This window comes from Arthrobacter sp. P4_H3 (assembly GCF_056400885.1).
In genome coordinates this window covers 16,730-37,043 of the sequence record NZ_JBFUKK010000007.1, presented here as the reverse complement: position 1 = coordinate 37,043, position 20,314 = coordinate 16,730, and the positions used below count along the sequence as shown (strand labels likewise).

The window sequence follows — 20,314 nt, the reverse complement described above, 5'->3', positions numbered from 1 at the left end:
GGCCCTACCCCAGCAGCGCGCGTTTGAGGGTGTCGAGGCCAACCGAGCCGATGTTCAGGGCCTTGGTGTGGAATTCCTTAAGGTCGAAGCCGGGGCGGGCTTCGAGTTCGGCGCGGATCTGCTCCCACAGGCGCTGGCCCACCTTGTAGGACGGTGCCTGGCCCGGCCAGCCCAGGTAGCGGGCGAACTCGAAGTTCAACTGGCCCTCGCTGATGGCCAGGTTCTCCTTCAGGAAGCCGTAGCCCTTGTCCGGCGTCCAGGTTCCGTTGCCCCAGCGTTCCGGAACCTCCAGCTCCAGGTGGACGCCGATGTCGAACACCACACGCGCGGCACGCATGCGCTGCATGTCCAGCATGCCCATATGGTCGCCCGGGTCCTGCAGGTAGCCCAGCTCCTGCATCAGCTTCTCGGCGTAAAGTGCCCAGCCTTCGCCGTGCCCCGACGTCCAGCAAACGTTGCGGCGCCACTTGTTTAGCAGCTCGCGGCGGTAGATGGCCGTGGCGATCTGGAGGTGGTGTCCCGGGACTCCTTCATGGAACACCGTGGTGGTCTCGGCCCACGTGGTGAAAGTGTCCTCACCGGCGGGGACCGACCACCACATCCGGCCCGGCCGGCTGAAGTCGTCGGTGGGTCCGGTGTAGTAGATGCCGCCCTCGTCGGTGGGGGCGATCAGGCATTCAAGGGTCTTCATGATGTCCGGAATCTCGAAGTGCACGCCGGCGAGATCCGCCACGGCCCTGTCCGAGAGGCCCTGCATCCAGGCCTTGAGCGCGTCGGTGCCCTGGAGCTGACGTGCGGGATCGCTGTTCAGGATCTCCTTGGCCTCCTCCACCGAAGCGCCCGGGTGGATTTCGGCGGCCACGCGTTCCTGTTCGGCAATGAGCCGTTCGAGTTCCTGGACACCCCAGGCGTAGGTTTCGTCGAGGTCCACGGTGGCACCGAGGAATTCCCGCGATGCCAGCGCATACCGGTCGCGGCCCACGGCATCCTTGGCCGGGGCCACGGGCAGCAGCTCAGTGGACAGGAAATCCGCCAGCTTCGCATAGGCCGCGCGGGCCGCGGCAGCGCCGTCGTCGAGCTTTGCCTGAAGGTCCGCGGAAAGCGGACCTTCCTTGGTCTTTGCGCCGGAGGCCATTTTGGCGAAGAAGCCGTCCTCGGCTGCGTACTTGGCGCCTTGTTCGATGACGATGGACACCTGCCGCTCAGCGGAGACCTTTCCTTGCTTCCTGGCGGACCGCAGCGACTCGATGTAGCCGTCGATCGCTCCGGGGACGCTGTGGGCGCGGCCGGCGATGTGCTCCCAGTGTTCCGCGGAATCGGTGGGCATCAGGTCAAAGATGGCGCGGATATTCTGCGCCGGCGACTCGATGTTGTTCAGTGCGGCGGCATCCCAGCCGGACGCGTGGATTTCCAGCTGCAGTCCCAGCCGTTCGCGCATGGCGTCCAGCGTGACGGCGTCCACGTCGTCTTTCGGCTCCAGCCCGTCCAAGGCCGCCAGGGTTTCGCGCGCTGCGGCGTCGAACTCCGCTAATCCGGCCGGCGAGAAGTCCTGGAATTCAGTTTCGCTGCCCGGCACCCCGAGTGTCGTGGCGAGGCTCGGGTCGAGCCTGATGAGGGTTTCGGTATAGGCGTCGGCGACGGCGTCGATGGCTGTGTGGGGGCGCGCGGAGGCTGCGGGTTCGGTAGTCACCCCACGAGACTAACGGGGCAATCCCAGTTATGAAAGACTCACTGAACTTTTCGCTTAGCCCCGGCTGCGCTTCCAGGCGCCCGGCCCGGGAGTGGGGGCCAGCCGCAGCTGCTGCCGGCGGACCCACTGGCGGACGCTGGGCTTCGACTTTCCCTCTGCCACGGACGTGCCAAGGGACAGTACGACGGCGGCCAGGGCCGCCAGTTCCACGTCCGTCGGTTCGCCCTTGACCACGGAGAACAGCGGCTCCTGGGCGGTCGTTTCGCCAGGTGCCGTTTCGTTCCCGGCCGGGTTAGCGGCTGGCTCCACTTCCGGCGTCACAGCGGGATGTTTCCGTGCTTCTTGGCGGGAAGGCTGGCGCGCTTGTCCCGGAGGGCGCGCAGGCCCTTGATGATCTGCACCCGGGTTTCGGACGGGGCAATGACGGCGTCCACATAGCCAAGCTGGGCCGCCTGGTACGGGTTCAGCAGCTCTTCCTCGTACTGTCGGATGACCTCAGCGCGCTTCGCCTCGACGTCCCCGCCGGCCTCGGCAACGGAGGCGAGCTCGCGGCGGTACAGAATGTTGACGGCGCCTTGTGCGCCCATCACGCCGATCTGAGCCGTGGGCCAGGCCAGGTTCAGGTCGGCGCCGAGCTTCTTGGACCCCATCACGATGTACGCGCCGCCGTAGGCCTTGCGGGTGATCACGGTGAGCTTGGGAACCGTGGCCTCGGCGTAGGCGTACAGGAGCTTGGCGCCGCGGCGGATGATGCCCTGGAATTCCTGGTCCTTGCCGGGCAGGAAGCCGGGGACGTCCACGAGCGTGATGATGGGGATGTTGAAGGCATCGCAGTGCCGCACGAAGCGCGCGGCCTTTTCCGAGGCCGAGATGTCGAGGGTGCCCGCGAATTGCATGGGCTGGTTGGCCACGATGCCCACGGTGTGGCCTTCGATACGGCCGTAGCCGATCATCACGTTCGGCGCGTAGAGGGCCTGCATCTCCAGGAAGTGGCCGTCGTCCACGATCTGCTCAACGACCTTGCGCATGTCGTAGGGCTGGTTGGCGGAATCCGGGATCAGCGCGTCCAGGGTGAGGTCGTCGTCGTCGACTTCCAGCTCCTGCTGGTGCTCCAGGACGGGGGCCTCGGCCAGGTTGTTGGAGGGCAGGAAGTCCAGGAGCTCGCGGACGAATTCGACGGCGTCCGCTTCGTCGGAGGCCAGGTAGGTGGAGGTTCCGGTGGTGGCGTTGTGCTGGCGGGCGCCGCCGAGGGTCTCCATGTCCACGTCCTCGCCGGTGACGGTCTTGATCACGTCAGGGCCGGTGATGAACATGTGCGAGGTCTTGTCCACCATGACCACGTAGTCGGTCAGGGCGGGGGAGTAGGCCGCGCCGCCGGCGGAGGGGCCCATGATGAGCGAAATCTGCGGGACGACGCCGGAAGCGTGGACGTTGTTGCGGAAGATATCCGCGAACATTGCCAGGGACGCGACGCCCTCCTGGATGCGGGCACCGCCGCCGTCGAGGATGCCCACCACCGGGCAGCCGTTGCGCAGCGCGAACTCCTGGACCTTGACGATCTTCTCGCCGTTGACCTGGCTCAGCGAGCCGCCGTAGACGGAGAAGTCCTGGCTGTAGACCGCCACGGGGCGGCCGTCCACCGTGCCGTAGCCGGAGACAAGCCCGTCGCCGAGCGGCTTCTTCTTCTCCATGCCGAAGGCCGTGGAGCGGTGCACCGCAAGGGCGTCGAACTCGACGAAGGAGCCCTCGTCCAAAAGGAGGTCGATGCGTTCACGCGCGGTGTTTTTGCCGCGTGCGTGCTGCTTTTCGATTGCTTCCGGGCCGGAAGGCTGCTCGGCACGAGCCTGGCGGTCGCGGAAGTCTGCAATCTTGCCCGCTGTCGTTGTCAGATCGTGGCTCATCAAGTGTCTCCGGCTCTGTAGCTGATAGTCGCTGGTCCCGTTGTGCTTCGGCGCTTAAGTAGCTTCCGCACAAAAACAGGACCCTGAGGGCTAGTCTAGTGACGCTATTCGCCCGGACCGCTGTAGAAACCCTACAATTTTCTGCCTTTGAGTGACACTGACCGCTATGTTACCCATCAGTAACATAGTTCGGCTAGAGTGTCTTCATGACTTCAAGCAATGATGCTTCGGGCACCGCCGCAGGGCCGTACCAGGCCGCCGGTTCCCTTCAGGGCCGCACCATCCTGATGTCCGGCGGCAGCCGCGGTATCGGACTGGCCATTGCCCTCCGCGCCGCCCGCGACGGCGCCAACATCGTGCTGATGGCCAAGACCGGCCAGCCGCACGCGAAACTCGAAGGAACGGTTTACAGCGCCGCCGAACAGTTGGAGGCGGCCGGCGGCCAGGCGCTCCCGATCGTCGGGGACGTGCGCAATGACGACGACGTCGCCGGTGCGGTTGCCGCCGCCGTCGAACAATTCGGCGGCATCGACACCGTGATCAACAACGCCTCGGCCATTGACCTTTCCAAGACCGACGCCGTGGACATGAAACGCTATGACCTGATGCAGGACATCAATGTCCGCGGCACCTTCCTGCTGTCCAAGCTCGCGCTGCCCGCCCTTCGCCGCTCATCGGCCGCCAATATCCTGACCCTTTCGCCGCCCCTGAACCTGGACCCCAAATGGGCCGGAATGCACCTTGCCTACACCATGGCCAAATACGGAATGAGCCTCACCACGCTCGGACTGGCCGAGGAACTCAGGAAAGACGGCATCGACGTGAACTCGCTGTGGCCCTGCACCCTGATCGATACCGCCGCCATCCGCAACATGCCCGGAGGCGAGAACATGGTCAAGGCCGCACGCGGTCCGGAGATCGTGGCGGATGCGGCCCATGCGGTGCTGACGCGCAGCCATGCAGTTAGCGCCGGCGGCTCCCGGAGCGGCAATTTCTACACGGACGAACAGGTGCTCGCCGCGGCGGGCGTGACCGATTTCTCCCCGTACAGCCTCGGGGCGCCGGAGGGCCGGCTGGTCCCTGACATTTTCCTCTGAGAACCCCGCAGGCCGCCGCCGCAGCTGCGGCAACTCGGTAGGATTCAACTATGGACGCCCCACAGCCTGCCGACGGCCAGGACCCGAGCAACGTGCCTTCTCCCGAGAGTAAGCCGGAGTTGCCTTCCGCGGCCCGGCCGGAGGCCGCGGCCCGGGTCGGACTCAACAGGAACGAGTTGAGTGGCGAGGATTTCCTGGCGGCCAACGGGATAGCGCAGCTCATTGTGGTGGACTCGACAGGGTCCACCAACGCGGACCTCCTGCAGGGGGTGACCGTGGACCCGCACGCCTGGCCGGACCTCTCCGTGCTGACGGCAGAGCACCAAACGGCAGCGCGCGGCCGGCTCGACCGCCACTGGGAGGCGCCGCCGCTGAGCTCCGTGTCTGTCTCAGTGGTCCTCCGGCCGGTCAACTCGGAAGGGCGGCCGCTGCCCACCCACAGCTACTCCTGGTTCTCGCTGCTTGCGGCCCTTGCCTTGCGCGAGGCACTCCTGGAAACGGCCGGGATCCCGGCCGAGATCAAGTGGCCGAACGATGTTATGGTGCGGGGCCGGAAGATCGCGGGCATCCTGGCGCAGCTGGGCCCCATGGGGGACGGAACCGTTCCGCCCGTGATCCTTGGCACCGGTCTCAACGTGACACTGACCGCATCGGAGCTCCCTGTTCCCACGGCGACGTCCGTGCTGCTGGAGAGCGCCCGGACCGTCGACCGGACCACGCTGCTCAAGAGTTACCTTTCGCGCTTTGCCGCCCTGTACCGCAACTTCTGCAATGCCGACGGCGACCCCGCCGCCGGGATGGCCGGCGGGCCGTCGCTGCACAAGAGGGTCGAATCGGTGATGTCCACGCTCGGCAAGCAGGTCCGCGCGCAGTTGCCGGGGGACCACGAAATCATCGGCCACGCATCCCGCCTGGACGAATACGGCTCCCTCCTGGTGGTCGATGCGGGCAAGCACGAGCACGTGGTGACCGCCGGGGACGTGGTTCACCTCCGGCCATGGACGCCGCCGGGCGCGCCGGGCGCGGGAACCGGAACCGCGGAAAGCGGATATGCGTAAAGACCTCCTGCCGGGCGAACAGGTCATCACTGTCACCCGGCCCCAGCCCCGGAGACTGGCTTTCCCGGGGTTGCTGTTCATCGTGGCGCCCGCTTTGGGGGCCTTCGCGAGTGCCTGGATTGTGAAAGGGGAACCGGCCAGGCTGGTGCCGCTGATTACCAGGGAATGGACCTTTTGGCTTGTCGCAGTGTGCGTCGCCGGAGTTGCGTGGATACTGTTGGGGTATTGCCTGCCGCGCGTGCTGAGATGGCACGCTACCCAGTACGTATTGACCAGCAGGCGGATAGTTGCCCGTTACGGCATGTTGCGCAGGCGGGACATGCAGATCTCGCTCGCATCGGTGCGGCACGTCGGGGTCAGCCAGTCGCTGTGGCAACGCATATTGCGTTCCGGGAATATATCGTTGGATACCGGGCACGGTGTGGATGCCGTGATCCCGGACGTTCCGGAGGCTGCGAAGTTTCGAAACTTCGTCCTCGACGCCATCGATGAGCTGCCGGACGGCGCGGTTTTTGAGGCCGACCGGGCGCAGGGAAACGCCGGGGACGCGTCGCAGTACCGGCCGTGGGATATGGGGGAGCAGTGGGATACGAGAGAAGGTGGAAGAGATGAGCGCTGAGAATGCCGGGGCTGTGAACGAGGCCGAGCCCTCTGTGCTGCCTTCACCGCCGGACGCCGTAGTGGAATCCGTCACGCTCGAAGCCGCTGTCCTGGATACGGCAACCCTCGAACAGGTCTCGTTGGACCCGGCTCCGGGACTGGTGGACCGTGCCTCCGTTGATCCGGTTTCGCTCGATTCTGCCTCCGTGGGGGATCCGCTGCTCGGAGCAGCCCTGCCCGGTCGCCCGGCCGATGCCCGGCCGGCAGTGCACCACCCGATACCCCACGACCCCGCGCCGTATGATCCAGCACACGCAAGCCGGTCCGCCGAGTCTGTCGAAGCCACTCCCACCGGAACCCTCTCCGCCGAACGGCTCGCAGCCAAAGCGCTCGAAGCCAGGCTCCTTGGCGGAGAACGGAAGCTGCGCCGCCGCGAGGTGGCGGCCGGTGCCGGACTGTCCTTGCTGTCCGCCCGCAAGCTCTGGCGTGCCCTGGGGTTTCCCAACCTCGGCGATGAGGACGTCGCCTTCACGGAACGTGACCAGGCGGCACTGTCCACCATCGTGGACCTTGTCCGGACGGGGAAGCTCACCGAAGAGGCCGCCATCTCCGTTACCCGTGCCATCGGGCAAATGACTGACCGCATGGTGGTTTGGCAGATCGAGGCGCTCGTGGAGGATTTGGTCCACCAGCAGGGTGTGCCGGACGCCGTGGCCCGCAAGATGCTGGTCAACCAGCTGCCGTCGCTGGTGGATGCCCTTGAGGAAATGCTGACGTACTCCTGGCGACGGCAGCTCAATGCCGGTGTCCAGCGTCTTGCCGTGCGGGCAGAGGCCGGACTGCAGGCCAGTGAAGAGGGCCGTGAGGGCGACGAGGATGACGCCCCGCTGCCCCTTGCACGGGCCGTGGGTTTTGCGGACCTGGTTTCCTATACAAGCCTTTCCCGGCGCATGAACGAGAAGACGCTCGCGCAGCTGGTGCAGCGCTTTGAGAACAAATGCGCCGAGATCATTTCGGTCGGTGGCGGCAGGCTGGTGAAAACGGTGGGGGACGAAGTCCTTTACATTGCCGAGACTCCCGCGGCCGGCGCCGAAATTTCGCTCGCCCTGTCGCATGCCTTCACCGAGGATGAGATCCTTCCGCAAGCGAGGGTTGCCATGGTGTGGGGCCGCATACTCTCGCGCCTGGGCGACATCTACGGCCCCACCGTTAACCTGGCCGCCCGCCTGACGTCGCTGGCCGATCCCGGTACCGTCCTGGTCGATTCGATGACTGCCGCGGCACTGGAAAACGACGAGCGGTTTGTGCTGGAGCCGCAGCAGGCCGAGGAGGTCCGCGGCTTCGGGGAAATCCACCCTTTCCTGCTGCAGCGCGGCAGTGGCCGGGGCCTGATCCTGGACTGATGCCCGAACCCGGGTTCCCGCCGCAGGGAACCGCGGCGTGAGTTTCTAAAATTGATGGTCTTATGACATAGTCGGACTGATCCGGCTATTTCGCACAGCGGGTCCTGGCATGCCCGGAATGCATTTTTTGTGGGGGAAAACTGGTAATGAAACGGCTACGGGGTTCCGTGCGGCCCGATTCAGGATCGAAGCCGGGCAGCCGGCGCGCCAGCATTCTCCGCGGCACCGTTTTTGCGGTGGCCGGTGCTGCGCTGGTGGCGGGTGCGGTGATTTATCCCGGGTTCAAGACCACTGAGGTGGAATTGAACGACGGCGGCGTGTGGGTGGTCAGCAAGGCCAGGAATGCTGTGGGCCGGCTGAATTATCCCTCGCGGGTGCTTGACGGTGCGGTGACTCCCGCGAGCACTACCTTCGACATCCTGCAGGACGCCGGTGACGTCTTCGTCGACGACGAGACCGGGTCCACGCTGAACCAGGTTTCTCCGGCCAACATGCAGCTGGGCGGGGATAAGAAACTGCCGGGTTCGGCGGATGTGAGCTTCGGTTCCGAGGTTATTTCCGTCACTGACGCAGCCAAGGGCAAGGTCTGGGCCCTGTCTCCGTCCACCGTCAACGCTTTTGACGAGGAATCCACGGAACCCGTGCTGGCCGCTTCGCAGGGCACCGTGTCCGCGGTGGGTTCCGACAACCGGATTTACAGTGCTGATCCGAAGTCGGGCGCGGTGACTGTCACGGCCGTGGATGCGAACGGTGAGGTGACGGCGACCGAGTCCACCACGTGGGACGGGCTCAAGGGTGCGGGTGATCTGCAGCTGGCGGTGGTGGGGGACAAGCCGGTGGTGTTGGATGCTGGCCGGGGGAAGCTGTTCCTGCCGGGCGGGCGTGAGCTGGATCTGGCGGATGCGCGGGATGCGAAGCTGCAGCAGTCCGGTCCGGCTTCGGACGCGGTGGCTGTGGCGACGCCGAAGGCGTTGCTGAAGCAGCCGCTGGACGGGTCGACGGCAAAGACTGTGTCGTTTGGCGGTGAGGGTGTTCCGGCGGCGCCGGTGCAGCTGGGCGGGTGTATTCATGCGGCGTGGTCGGGGGCGAACAAGTATGTGCGCGACTGTGTGAATGATGCCGATGACAAGAACGTGGACGTGCCCAAGGCGAGTGCGTCGCCGTCGTACGTGTTCCGGGTGAACCGGGACCTGGTGGTGTTGAACGACGTGAACTCGGGCAATGTGTGGCTGGTGAACCAGAACATGCAGCTGGTCAACAACTGGGACGACGTGATCCCGCCGCAACAGACCTCCGACGACGCGGACAAGGACTCCGCGGACGAAGTCCAGCAGACCGTCCTGCCGGACCGGACCAAGCCCAACAGCGCACCGGTCGCCAAACCGGACACGTTCGGGGTGCGCGCCGGAAAGACTGCCATCCTCCCCGTCCTGGACAACGACACCGACCCCGACGGCGACATCCTCACCGTTCGTGCCCCTGATCCGATCAAGTCCGGGCTCCTCGCCCCGATCTACGGTTCCACCGGCTTCCAGGTCAGCGTCCCTGCCGACAAGACCGGTTCGGAAACCTTCAAATACTCAGTGGACGACGGCCGCGGCCTCACAGCCTCCTCCGACGTCACCCTCAATATCATTCCGCCGGGGGAGAACTCCGCCCCGCGGCAGAAGCCGAACCGGAACACCACCCTCGTGGTGCAGGCCGGCAAGCTCGTCAGCCAGAACATCCTCACCGACTGGACCGACCCCGACGGCGACGACCTCTACGTGGTCAGTGCCACCGGCAGCGACCCCCGGGACCAGGTCAAGGCCCGGCCCGACGGCCTGCTCAGCTTCCAGGACGCCGGCTCGGAACCCGGCCGCAAGGTGGTCACCCTGACAGTCTCCGACGGCCAATCCACCGCCGAGGGCAAGGTCACGGTGGACGTACGCGCCCCCGGTGCGCTTCCGCCGATTGCCAACGCGGACCACATCGTCGCCGTCGCCGGTGTGGACACGGTCATCGCACCGCTGAAGAACGACTCGGACCCGCAGGGCGGTGCGCTCCGCCTTGCCCAGGTCTCGCCGGACGGCAATTCCACAGCCATCATGGGGGCGGACCAGCAGACCTTCACGTTCAACTCTGCCGCCCAGGGTGCCCACTATGTGTCGTACCTCGTAACCAACGGTCCGGCCAGCGCCCAGCAACTGGTCCGCGTGGACGTGGTCCCCGGCAACGGAGACGGCGCCCCCGTCGCCGTGCGGGACACGGCCCTGCTGCCCAGCGGCGGCAGCGTCCTGGTGGACGTGCTCGGCAACGACTCAGACCCTTCCGGCGGCGTCCTTGTGGTCCAGTCCGTCACGGCGGCCGACGGCCAACCGATCAGTGCCTCGGTGCTGGACCACTCCGTCGTCCGGATCACCGACATCCGGGCGCAGGGCCAGCTCAACGTCAAGTACACGATTTCGAACGGCAAGTCCTCGGCCAGCGGCGACATCGCAGTCCTGGTGGTGCCCGCGCCGGCCAAGCTGCAGGCCCCGCAGGCAAAGCCGGACGAGGTGTCAGTGCGGGCGGGCGACGTCGTCACCATACCGGTCCTCGGGAACGACACCGACCCCAACGGCGGCAAGCTCACCCTCGAGCCGGAACTGGCGCAAAAGCCCGACGACGCCGACGGGCGCATCTTCCGCTCCGGTGGCACCCTGCGCTTTATTGCCGGGGACGTACCCAAGACGGTCTACGCGATCTACAAGGTCACCAATGAATCAGGGCAGTCGGACTCGCAACAGGTCACCATCCGCGTCCGCGCCCGCGATGACGAACGGAACACCCGTCCGGAACCGAAGAACCTGACCGCTCGCGTAGTCTCCGGCATGGTGGTACGGATCCCCGTTCCGCTCGACGGCATCGACGCCGACGGCGACTCCGTGCAGCTGATCGGGGTGGACAAGGCCCCCGCCATGGGCACGGCCGTGGTCAAGGACGGCTACCTTGAATTCACCGCCGCTGGAACTGCTGCCGGCACCGACACCTTCACCTACCGGGTCCGGGACCGGATCGGCGCCGAAAATACCGGCACTGTGATTGTGGGCATCGCTCCGCCGGAAGCCAACAACCAGAAACCCATCGCGGTGGACGACGCCGTGGACGTCCGCCCCGGGCGCAAGATCGCTGTGGACGCCCTCAGCAACGACTCGGACCCTGACGGGGACCCGATCGGGCTGGTTTCCAACGCCTTCGAAGCCCGTCCCGAACTCCGCGTCGAGTCAGCCGACGGAGGCAAAGTGCTGTTCACCGCGCCGGGTGCCGCCGGCAACGAGAGCGTCAGCTACAAGATCCAGGACGACAAGAAAGCCCAGGGCAGTGCGGTGGTCCGGGTCCGGGTCAGCCCCGATGCCGCGCTCAAGGCACCGGCCGCCCAGGACGATGTCATCACCCCCGCCGAGACGCTCGGGAAATCCGCCGTCGACGTCCCGGTCCTGAAGAACGATTCCGACCCCGACGGCGTGGCCTCCGAACTCAAGATCAGCCTGCCGGACGGCAATCCGAACGCCCGCATCGGTGGCGACGGCAACGTGATGGTCAGCCTTGCATCGGCGGACCAGCTGGTCCCATACACTGTCACCGACGTCGACGGCCAGAGCGCCACGGCAGTCATCTGGGTGCCCGGCCAGGGCGAACAGCACCCCACCCTGGCCCGCGCCGACGTCGTTGAAGTGATGGCAGGCAAGGAAATCACCCTGAACCTGAACGAGTACGTCCGGGTCAGGGACGGCCGCACAGCCCGGATCACCCAGACGGACAAAGTCCGGGTGCAGGGAGCGGACGCCCAAAACGTCATCGCCGGCAACGGCAACGCCCTGCGCTACGCCGCGCTCAAGGACTACGTTGGCCCCGGCTCCGTCACCTTCGAAGTGACGGACGGCTCCGGTCCGGACGATCCGCAGGGCCTGAAATCCACGCTGACCGTCATCACCCGGGTGATTCCGGACCCGAACGCCAACCATGAGCCCACCTTCAGCGGAACCGACCTTGAGGTGCCCAAGGGCGAAACTGCGGGCCTGGAGCTGGGCAACCTGGCCAAGGACGTGGATTCCGGGGACCAGGAGAAGCTCAAGTTCGAATTCGACGGAGCCTTGCCGGAAGGCTTCACAGCCACGATTGAGGGGCAAACTCTCAAAGTCAGTTCCGAGTCCGCCATGGCTGCCGGCCGCAAGGGAACCATCCCGCTGAAGGTCACCGACGGCCGTTCCGGACCGGTCAAGGCCTCGGTGACGGCTGCCGTCGTCGCCTCCAACCGGCCGCTCCCGACCGCCAACGAGGACGTCATCGAAAAGGCGAACGCCGGCCGGGCCGAGACCATCAACGTCCTCGCCAACGACTTCAACCCCTTCAGTGATGCCCCGCTGAAGATCGTCTCCGTCGCCGTGGAAACAGGCTCCGCCGCCGGGCAGCCGGCAATCAGCGGGGATTCCATAACCGTTACGCCGGCGGACGGATCCAAGGGCGTTATGGTGCTCCGGTACACGGTCTCGGACAAAACGGACGACCCGTCCCGCCAAGCGAACGGCCGGGTCCGCATCACGGTCCGGGAGAAGCCGGACGCACCCGCTGCACCCGCCGCCACGGACGTGCGCAGCCGGACGGCCGTGCTCAAGTGGGCTCCGCCCGCGGACAATGGGGCACCCATCTCCAAATACACGGTGCGTTCCGCAGGCTTCAGCCAGGACTGCCCCACCACCACCTGCACGCTCAATGGCCTGACGAACAACGTTAAGTACGTCTTCACCGTCACCGCCACCAATGAAGTCAATGAGTCCGAGACCTCACCGCCCTCGAATGAGATCCGGCCGGACGAGAAGCCGTCCCCGCCGGAAGCGCCTGCCGTGAAGGCGGGCGATAAGAACATGGTGATTAACTGGCCGCCGGCCAAGACCGAGGGCTCGGCGGTCAAGAGCTACAACCTCGAGATCTCGCCGTCGCCGGCCAGCGGAGTCGCCGTGAAGAACGGTGTGACCGGCCTGACCTACAGCTGGCCGGGCCTGACCAACGGCGTCCGCTACAAAGTGCGCGCCCAGGCAGTCAACGAGCTTGGCCCGTCGGAGTGGGGCATTTACTCCTCCGAAGACAACCCGGCCGGAGTGCCGGCCGCACCGGCAGCCCCGACCTCCGCCGTGGCCTCCGCGGTGGGAGCCACGAACCAGCTGCGGGTGAACTGGACGGAACCGGACACCAACGGGGACGCGATCAGGAACTACTACGTCACGATGAGCGGAGGCGGCGGAGCCCCGCAGACCCAGGCCATCGCCGGTACTGTACGCACCGCCAACTTCACGGCAAACAATTCCGAGGCCGAATACACGTTCACCGTCCAGGCTGAAAACAAAGCAGGAAAGGGTGCCGTCAGTCTGCCGTCCGCGCCCAGGCGCGCCACCGGCAAGCTTGGCCAGGTCTCCGGTGTTACTGCCACAGCCGCGGGCACCGGGGGAGCCGGGCGTCAGGTGACCATCAACTTCAAGGAACTGACCGCCGCCGAACGCAACGGTTCGGCCCAGGGCGAGGTGAGCTACAGCTACAACGCCAGCACCGGCCAGAGCGGTCCCGTCAAGCCGGGCCAGACGGTCGGCGGCTTCGCCAACGGCACGGCGACCACCATCACGGTGATCGCACACTCCACCGTGGCGCCGAGCTCCAACGCCAGTACCGGAGCTTCGGCCACCCCCTACGGTTCGCCCGGTACACCGTCGGCGTCGGGGCAGGACGGCGCGATGAACCAGAAGTCGCTCACCCTGAACTGGTCCTCCCCGTCGACCACGACCAACGACGTTGCTTTGACCAGGATCAGGATCGACAACGGCGGCTGGGAAGACGTTGCCGCAGCCGGCAGCAGGGTCATCAACACCGGCGGATTCGGTGAGTCCCATCGAATCGACGTGAAAACCGTCAACTCCCTGGGGACAGAGAGCGGCGTTGTTTCGGCGTCCGCCAAATCCGGTGCGCAAGGAGAGTGGATAACGACCGTCGTCAAGGGCACGGATCTGGTCCGCACCTGCACGTTCGAATACGGCAAGGCCAGCTACCGGCCGAAACCCTACTTCGACTGCCAGGGGATCAACAACGGCGATACACCGCCGTGGTTCTACGTCAACAGCGGCGAGCGGATTGTGGTCCACTGCTATGTGATGATGAACGACCAGTGGACCAACACCCCGGATCAGCCGTTCTACCGGGTTGAACCCGGATCGAACCGGAACGTCGGGTATTACATGGTCGCGGGACATTCACAGCTCGGTCAGCCGTACTCCCATGGGATTCCGCAATGCTGATCCCTATGACGGAAGGAACCGCAGGTCAGGCGGTTGGGGAGAGCTCCCCATCGCGGTCCGGCGGCTGGTTGGGTAGGCTGTCGCGGGAAACAGAGAGCCCGGTACCGGGTCTTTGGAAACGCTGCCCTGGGGGCGGCTGCGATTTTGAGGGAATTGAAAACTTGTGACAACTCTGTTCGGCAAGCTGGGTCTCAGGGAGCGCCGCAGGAAGTTGGTTTCGGGCACCGTTTTTGCGGTGGCCGGTGCTGCGCTGGTGGCGGGTGCGGTGATTTATCCCGGGTTCAAGACCACTGAGGTGGAATTGAACGACGGCGGCGTGTGGGTCGTCTCCAAGGCCAGGAATGCTGTGGGCCGGCTGAATTACCCGTCGCGGGTCCTTGACGGTGCGGTGACTCCCGCGAGCACTACCTTCGACATCCTGCAGGACGCCGGTGACGTCTTCGTCGACGACGAGACCGGGTCCACGCTGAACCAGGTTTCTCCGGCCAACATGCAGCTGGGCGGGGATAAGAAACTGCCGGGTTCGGCGGATGTGAGTTTCGGTTCCGAGGTTATTTCCGTCACTGACGCAGCCAAGGGCAAGGTCTGGGCCCTGTCTCCGTCCACCGTCAATGCTTTTGACGAGGAGGCCACCGAGCCCGCCCTGGTCGGTTCGGAAGGCCTGGTGTCCGCTGTCGGTTCCGACAACCGGATCTACAGTGCCGATCCCAAGTCGGGCGCGGTGACCGTCACGACCGTGGACGCGAACGGTGAGACAACGGCCACCGAGTCCAACACCTGGAGCGGGCTCAAGGGTGCGGGTGATCTGCAGCTGGCGGTGGTGGGGGACAAGCCGGTGGTGTTGGATGCTGGCCGGGGGAAGCTGTTCCTGCCGGGCGGGCGTGAGCTGGATCTGGCGGATGCGCGGGATGCGAAGCTGCAGCAGTCCGGTCCGGCTTCGGACGCGGTGGCTGTGGCGACGCCGAAGGCGTTGCTGAAGCAGCCGCTGGACGGTTCCACGGCAAAGACTGTGTCGTTTGGCGGTGAGGGTGTTCCGGCGGCGCCGGTGCAGTTGGCCGGGTGCATTCATGCGGCGTGGTCCGGGGCGAACAAGTACGTGCGCGACTGTGCGAACGATGCCGATGACAAGAACGTGGACGTGCCCAAGGCGAGTGCGTCGCCGTCGTACGTGTTCCGGGTGAACCGGGACCTGGTGGTGTTGAACGACGTGAACTCGGGCAATGTGTGGCTGGTGAACCAGAACATGCAGCTGGTCAACAACTGGGACGATGTTGTCCCGCCCAAGAACCAGTCCAATGACCAGGACCAGGAGTCGGCGGACAACAACACCATCAACATCCTGCCGGACCGCACCAAGCCCAACCGGCCGCCGGAAACCAAGCCCGACGCCGTCGGCGTGCGGCCGGGGCGCACCACCATCCTCAGTGTCCTGGACAACGACTCCGACCCCGACGGCGACGTTTTGACGGCGTCCGTCGGCACTTCCGGGCCCACCTCGGGCACGCTCCAGAACATTTACGGGGGCACGGCCTTCCAGATCACCGTGCCGGCCGACGCCAAACCCGGCACCGAAACGTTCAGTTACAACGCGGCGGACGGCCGTGGGCTCTCCGCCGGCGGACAGGTCTCCCTGAACGTGGTTGGTCCGGACGAGAACAAACCGCCGGTCTTCAAACGCGGCGATCCCACCACCATGCTGGTGGAGCAGGGGAAAACCGTCAGCCAGAACATCCTCACCGACTGGACCGACCCCGACGGCGACGACCTGGTGCTCCTGGAGGCCAAGGCAGACAACGAGCAGGACCAGGTCAAGGTCCGCCGCGACGGGCTGCTCACCTACCAGGATTCCGGGGCCGCGCCCGGCAAGAAAACCGTCACCGTGTCCGTTTGGGACGGCCGCGACACCACCACCGGCAAAGTAGTGGTCAACGTGCAGCCGCCCGGGGCGCTGGCGCCCGTGGTCAACGCCGACCACGTCACCGCCGTCGTCGGCCAGGATCTTGTGATCGCACCGCTGAAGAACGACGTCGATCCCAACGGCGGCGCCCTGCGGCTCGCCCAGGTGGAAGCATCCGGACCTGCCGAGCTCGGCCCCGTCACCGACGGCGGAACGTTCACCTTCCGCAGCGAAACTGCCGGCCCCGTCTACCTGACCTATATCGCCAGCAACGGTCCGCAAAGCAGCCAGGGCCTCATCCGCGTTGACGTGGAATCCGGCAAGGACACCGGCGATCCCGTGGCAGTCCACGACGTGGCGCTCATGCCGACGGGCGGAAGCGTCCTCCTCGACCCGCTGGTCAATGACTCCGATCCCTCCGGAGGAGTGCTGGTCCTGCAGTCGGTCCAGCTTCCGGAAAACACCACCGCATCGGTGAGCGTGATCGACCACAGCGTGCTGCGGATCACCGACGTCCTCGGGACGAAGGATCCCTTCACCTTCCAGTACACGATGTCCAACGGCCGGAAGTCCGCCACCGGCAGCGTCTCCGTGGTGCCGGTGCCGGCACCCGCCGTCGTCGAGGCGCCCCAGCCGAAACCGGACGAAGTGAACGTCCGCGTCAACGACGTCGTCACCATTCCGGTGCTGGCCAATGACACCCACCCGCAGGGTGAAAAGCTGACCGTTGATCCGGTGCTGCCGCAGGCCGTGGCGGAAGCGGACGGCAGGAGCTTCGTCTCGGAAAACACCCTCCGGTTCATCGCCGGTCCGCAGCCGAAGACGGTCCGCGCCATCTACAACGCCGTTGACCCGCAGGGCCAGAAGAGCGCCGCGGCCGTCACCATCCACATCCTCCCGCTGGAAGGTGCCGAGAACTCCCGGCCGCAGCCGAAGAACCTGACGGCGAGGGTGGTGGCAGCCGGCTCGGTCCGCATCCCGGTGGAACTGGACGGCATCGATCCCGACGGCGACTCGGTCCAGCTCACCGGCATCGACAGCACCCCTAACATGGGCACCGCCACCGTCGGCAGCAACTTCATCGACTTCACTGCGGCCGGCGACGGCGCGGGCACCGACACCTTCCGCTACAAGGTGGTGGACCGGCAGGGCGCCGTCAATACCGGCACGGTCACCGTGGGCATCGCGCCGCGCGGCGACGCGAACCAGAAACCAACACCCGTTGACGACGACGTCCAGGTCCGTCCGGGACGCCAGATCGCGGTGGACGCCACCGGAAACGACACCGACCCCGACGGCGATCCCATCGGCATTGCCGGCGACGGCATCGAGGCGCCCGCGGAACTCCAGGCCACCGTCAGCAAGGCGAGCGGACGGATCATCCTGCAGGCTCCGGCCAGCGAGGGCACCGTCAACGTCCGCTACACGGTTGCCGATGACCGCGGCGCCTCGGCCCAGGCGACCATCCGGATGAAGGTCCGGAACGACGTACCGCTGCAGGCACCGATCGCCAGGGATGACCGCGTGACCTCCGCCCAGACGATGGGCAAGACCGCCGTCGACGTTCCCGTGCTGAAAAACGACGAGGATCCTGACGGTGTGGGGGAGAACCTCAAGATCGCGACGGACGCCACCACCGCCCGGCCAGGTACCGACGGCAACATGATCGTGGAGCTAACGGAGCAGCCCCAGCTGATCCCGTACAGCGTCGAGGATGTGGACGGCCAGAAGTCGACCGCCATCATCTGGGTGCCCGGCGTCGGCCAGCAGGTGCCCACACTGGCTAAGGACGAGGTCCTCGAAGTCATTGCCGGACAGTCGGTGGCTGTGGACCTGAAGGAATGGGTGAAGGTCCGCGACGGCCGCTCGCCGCGCCTCACCCAGACCGACCGGATCAAGCTGATCGGCGCCGACGGCGGTGACCCCGTGGCCGGAAACGGCACGGCGATCAACTACACGGCCGGCCAGGACTACGTGGGCCCCGGCTCCATCAGCTTCGAAGTCACCGACGGCTCCGGCCCGGACGATGCGGACGGCCTGAAATCGACCCTCAGCATCCGGACCAAGGTGCTGCCGGACCCCAACCGGAACAACCCGCCCACCCTGCTGGGGAGCGCGGTGGACGTTCCCAAGGGTGAATCCGCGGACACCGACCTGGGCCGGCTGACCGCGGACCCGGACCGGGATGACGTGGAGAACATGAAGTACGAACTGGTGGGGGACAGCCCGGCCGGCTTCAGCGCCCGCATCGACGGCAAGACCCTGAAGACGTCGGTCGACGGGTCAACGGCCACCGGCACGACCGGAGCGGTCCAGGTCAAGGCGAAGGATCCACGGGGACTGGAAACCACTGCCACATTCCAGCTCGCCGTCACCGCGTCGAACCGCCCCAAGCCGGTGGCCAGCGACGATATCGAGCCCAACGCGGCCGCCGGCAAGACGGTGTCCGTGGATGTGCTCGCCAACGATTCCAACCCGTTCCCGGAAACGCCGCTGAAGATCGTCTCGGCCGCAACGGAGACCGGCAGCGGCAGCGTTGAGGTGGCCGGAGGCAACATCAATGTGACGCCCGCTTCCGGCTTCACCGGAACCCTGATTGTGTCCTACACCGTTGAGGACAAGACCGGGGAAGCGTCCCGGAACGCCACCGCCCGGATCCGCCTGACGGTGAAGGACAAGCCGCTGGCACCCGCCACACCGCAGGCCCAAAGCGTCGGTGACCAGACGGCCCTGCTGAACTGGACTGCACCGGCGGACCGCGGTTCACCGATTACCAAGTACACGGTATACGGCGAGGGCGGCTACCAGCAGGACTGCCCGGCCAACTCCTGCACCCTGAACAGCCTGGTCAACAACACCAAGTACCACTTCCAGGTCACGGCCACGAACGAGTTCGGCGAATCGGACAGGTCTCCGGTCTCCGCCGAGGTCCGCCCGGACGTCAAACCCGACACTCCTGTTGCCCCGGCGCTGAAGTTCGGCGACAAGCAACTCACCGTGGCGTGGTCCGCGCCGGCCAGCAAGGGCTCGCCGGTCAAGTCCTATGACCTGGAGATCTCCCCGGCACCCGCCGGGCAGAACGCCCAGATCCAGAACCTGACGTCGCTCAGCTACGTCTGGAAGGGCCTGCAGAACGGCGTGGCCTACAAGGTCCGGGTCCTGGCGCGCAACGATGCCAAGGAGCCGTCCGAGTGGAGTGCCTACTCCGCGGCGGAAACGCCGGCCGGAGTGCCCGTGACCCCGGCTGCGCCAAGCGTCTCCGGCGCCGGCTCCGTCGGCAACCAGAGCCAGCTGCAGGTCAGCTGGAACGCGCCGAACAACAACGGCGACGCCATCTCGGCGTACACGCTGACCACGTACCTTGGCGGCGCCGCCGTGGCAACCCAGCAGGTGACGGCCGGAACGTCGCAGAACGTGACCGTCAGCAACTCGGAATCGAACTACACGTTCACGGTGTCAGCCACCAACAAGGCCGGCACCAGCGGCACCAGTGCCCAGTCTGCCCCCATCCGGGCAGCCGGAAAGCCGGGGTCCGTCAACAGCGGCACGGTGGCGGATACCGGCGTCAGCGGCCAGCTGAAGGTGACGTTCACCGAACTGACTGCGGCCCAGCGCAACGGCTCCACGGCCGATGAGATCCGTTACAGCTACAGCGCCTCCAGCGGCCAGAAGGGCGCCATCAACCCCGGCGGCGGGAACATCAACGGGCTTCCCAACGGAACCAACGTGACCATCAACATCATCGCGACCTCCATCAAGAACAACACCGCCGGGGATGCCAAGGCCATCGGCACGGCCAACCCCTACGGGCCGCCGAACGCCCCGAACGTCAATGGCGGGACGTCGGCGAAGGGCGATAGCCAGGTGCACTGGACCTGGAACAACCCGCCCACCAACGGCCGGCCGCTGGACCACTACCAGGTCAGAGTTGACGGCGGCGGCTGGCAGAACGTGGGCAAGGCCAACAGCTTCGACGCCGCTGGCGGCGGCTGGAGCAACACCCGGACCCTTGAGGTACGTGCGGTGACCGTGGTGACCGGCCCGGCAGGGTCCGCCAGGGCAACCTCCGGCGCTGACCCCACGCCGCCGCCTCCTGCCTCGCAGATCCAGGTGGATGCCAGCAGCGTGCGCACCTGTCCCGGGAAACCGGGCCAGAGCGACAGCTATACCCCCGGCTCGCCCGCCAGTTGCGGCGTCGGCTGGGTGGAGCGGTCCTGGGGCAAGTTGTCCATTGACTGCACCAAGGACATCTACGGCAACGGAACACCCTGGTACAGGCTGACCGAGTCGGCAAAGTCCGGCTGGTACGTGAAGTCCACCACGGTGGATCTCTACGGGTCCCGGCCCGCCGGATGCTGACCAA

At 66.2% G+C, this 20,314-nt stretch carries 9 protein-coding genes; 6 read left to right on the top strand and 3 right to left on the bottom strand.

Features of this window, described 5'->3' with window-relative positions; all coding sequences use genetic code 11:
• Positions 1-4: 4 nt before the first annotated feature.
• The 3 genes from AC1DRE_RS11495 to AC1DRE_RS11485 are packed head-to-tail and all read right to left on the bottom strand — an operon-like array spanning position 5 to position 3,591.
• Complete coding sequence (locus AC1DRE_RS11495; RefSeq protein ID WP_476984760.1) at positions 5-1,690, bottom strand: DUF885 domain-containing protein; 1,686 nt, start codon at positions 1,688-1,690, stop codon at positions 5-7.
• A gap of 54 nt (positions 1,691-1,744) precedes the next feature.
• Entirely contained in the window at positions 1,745-2,011 is a 267-nt protein-coding gene (locus AC1DRE_RS11490; protein WP_476984759.1) for an acyl-CoA carboxylase subunit epsilon, read from the bottom strand.
• A complete protein-coding gene (locus AC1DRE_RS11485; protein WP_476984758.1) occupies positions 2,008-3,591 on the bottom strand; it encodes an acyl-CoA carboxylase subunit beta in 1,584 nt (527 codons plus the stop codon). The genes AC1DRE_RS11490 and AC1DRE_RS11485 overlap by 4 nt, the downstream gene beginning before the upstream one ends.
• A 206-nt stretch (positions 3,592-3,797) precedes the next feature.
• Here AC1DRE_RS11485 and AC1DRE_RS11480 point away from each other — a divergent pair, with 206 nt between their 5' ends.
• From AC1DRE_RS11480 to AC1DRE_RS11455, 6 genes are all read left to right on the top strand, one after another.
• Positions 3,798-4,688: an SDR family oxidoreductase gene (locus AC1DRE_RS11480; RefSeq protein WP_476984757.1), complete on the top strand. Its 891-nt coding sequence runs from the start codon at positions 3,798-3,800 to the stop codon at positions 4,686-4,688.
• A 50-nt stretch (positions 4,689-4,738) separates the two neighbouring features.
• A complete protein-coding gene (locus AC1DRE_RS11475; RefSeq protein WP_476984756.1) occupies positions 4,739-5,746 on the top strand; it encodes a biotin--[acetyl-CoA-carboxylase] ligase in 1,008 nt (335 codons plus the stop codon).
• A complete protein-coding gene (locus AC1DRE_RS11470; protein ID WP_476984755.1) occupies positions 5,739-6,365 on the top strand; it encodes a PH domain-containing protein in 627 nt (208 codons plus the stop codon). The genes AC1DRE_RS11475 and AC1DRE_RS11470 overlap by 8 nt, the downstream gene beginning before the upstream one ends.
• Positions 6,355-7,749, top strand: a complete 1,395-nt coding sequence (locus AC1DRE_RS11465) for an adenylate/guanylate cyclase domain-containing protein (RefSeq protein ID WP_476984754.1) — start codon at positions 6,355-6,357, stop codon at positions 7,747-7,749. The genes AC1DRE_RS11470 and AC1DRE_RS11465 overlap by 11 nt, the downstream gene beginning before the upstream one ends.
• A gap of 146 nt (positions 7,750-7,895) precedes the next feature.
• Positions 7,896-14,054, top strand: coding sequence for an Ig-like domain-containing protein (locus AC1DRE_RS11460; protein WP_476984753.1), 6,159 nt, complete (start codon positions 7,896-7,898; stop codon positions 14,052-14,054).
• Positions 14,055-14,217: 163 nt separating this feature from the next.
• Complete coding sequence (locus tag AC1DRE_RS11455; protein WP_476984752.1) at positions 14,218-20,310, top strand: Ig-like domain-containing protein; 6,093 nt, start codon at positions 14,218-14,220, stop codon at positions 20,308-20,310.
• Positions 20,311-20,314: the final 4 nt, after the last annotated feature.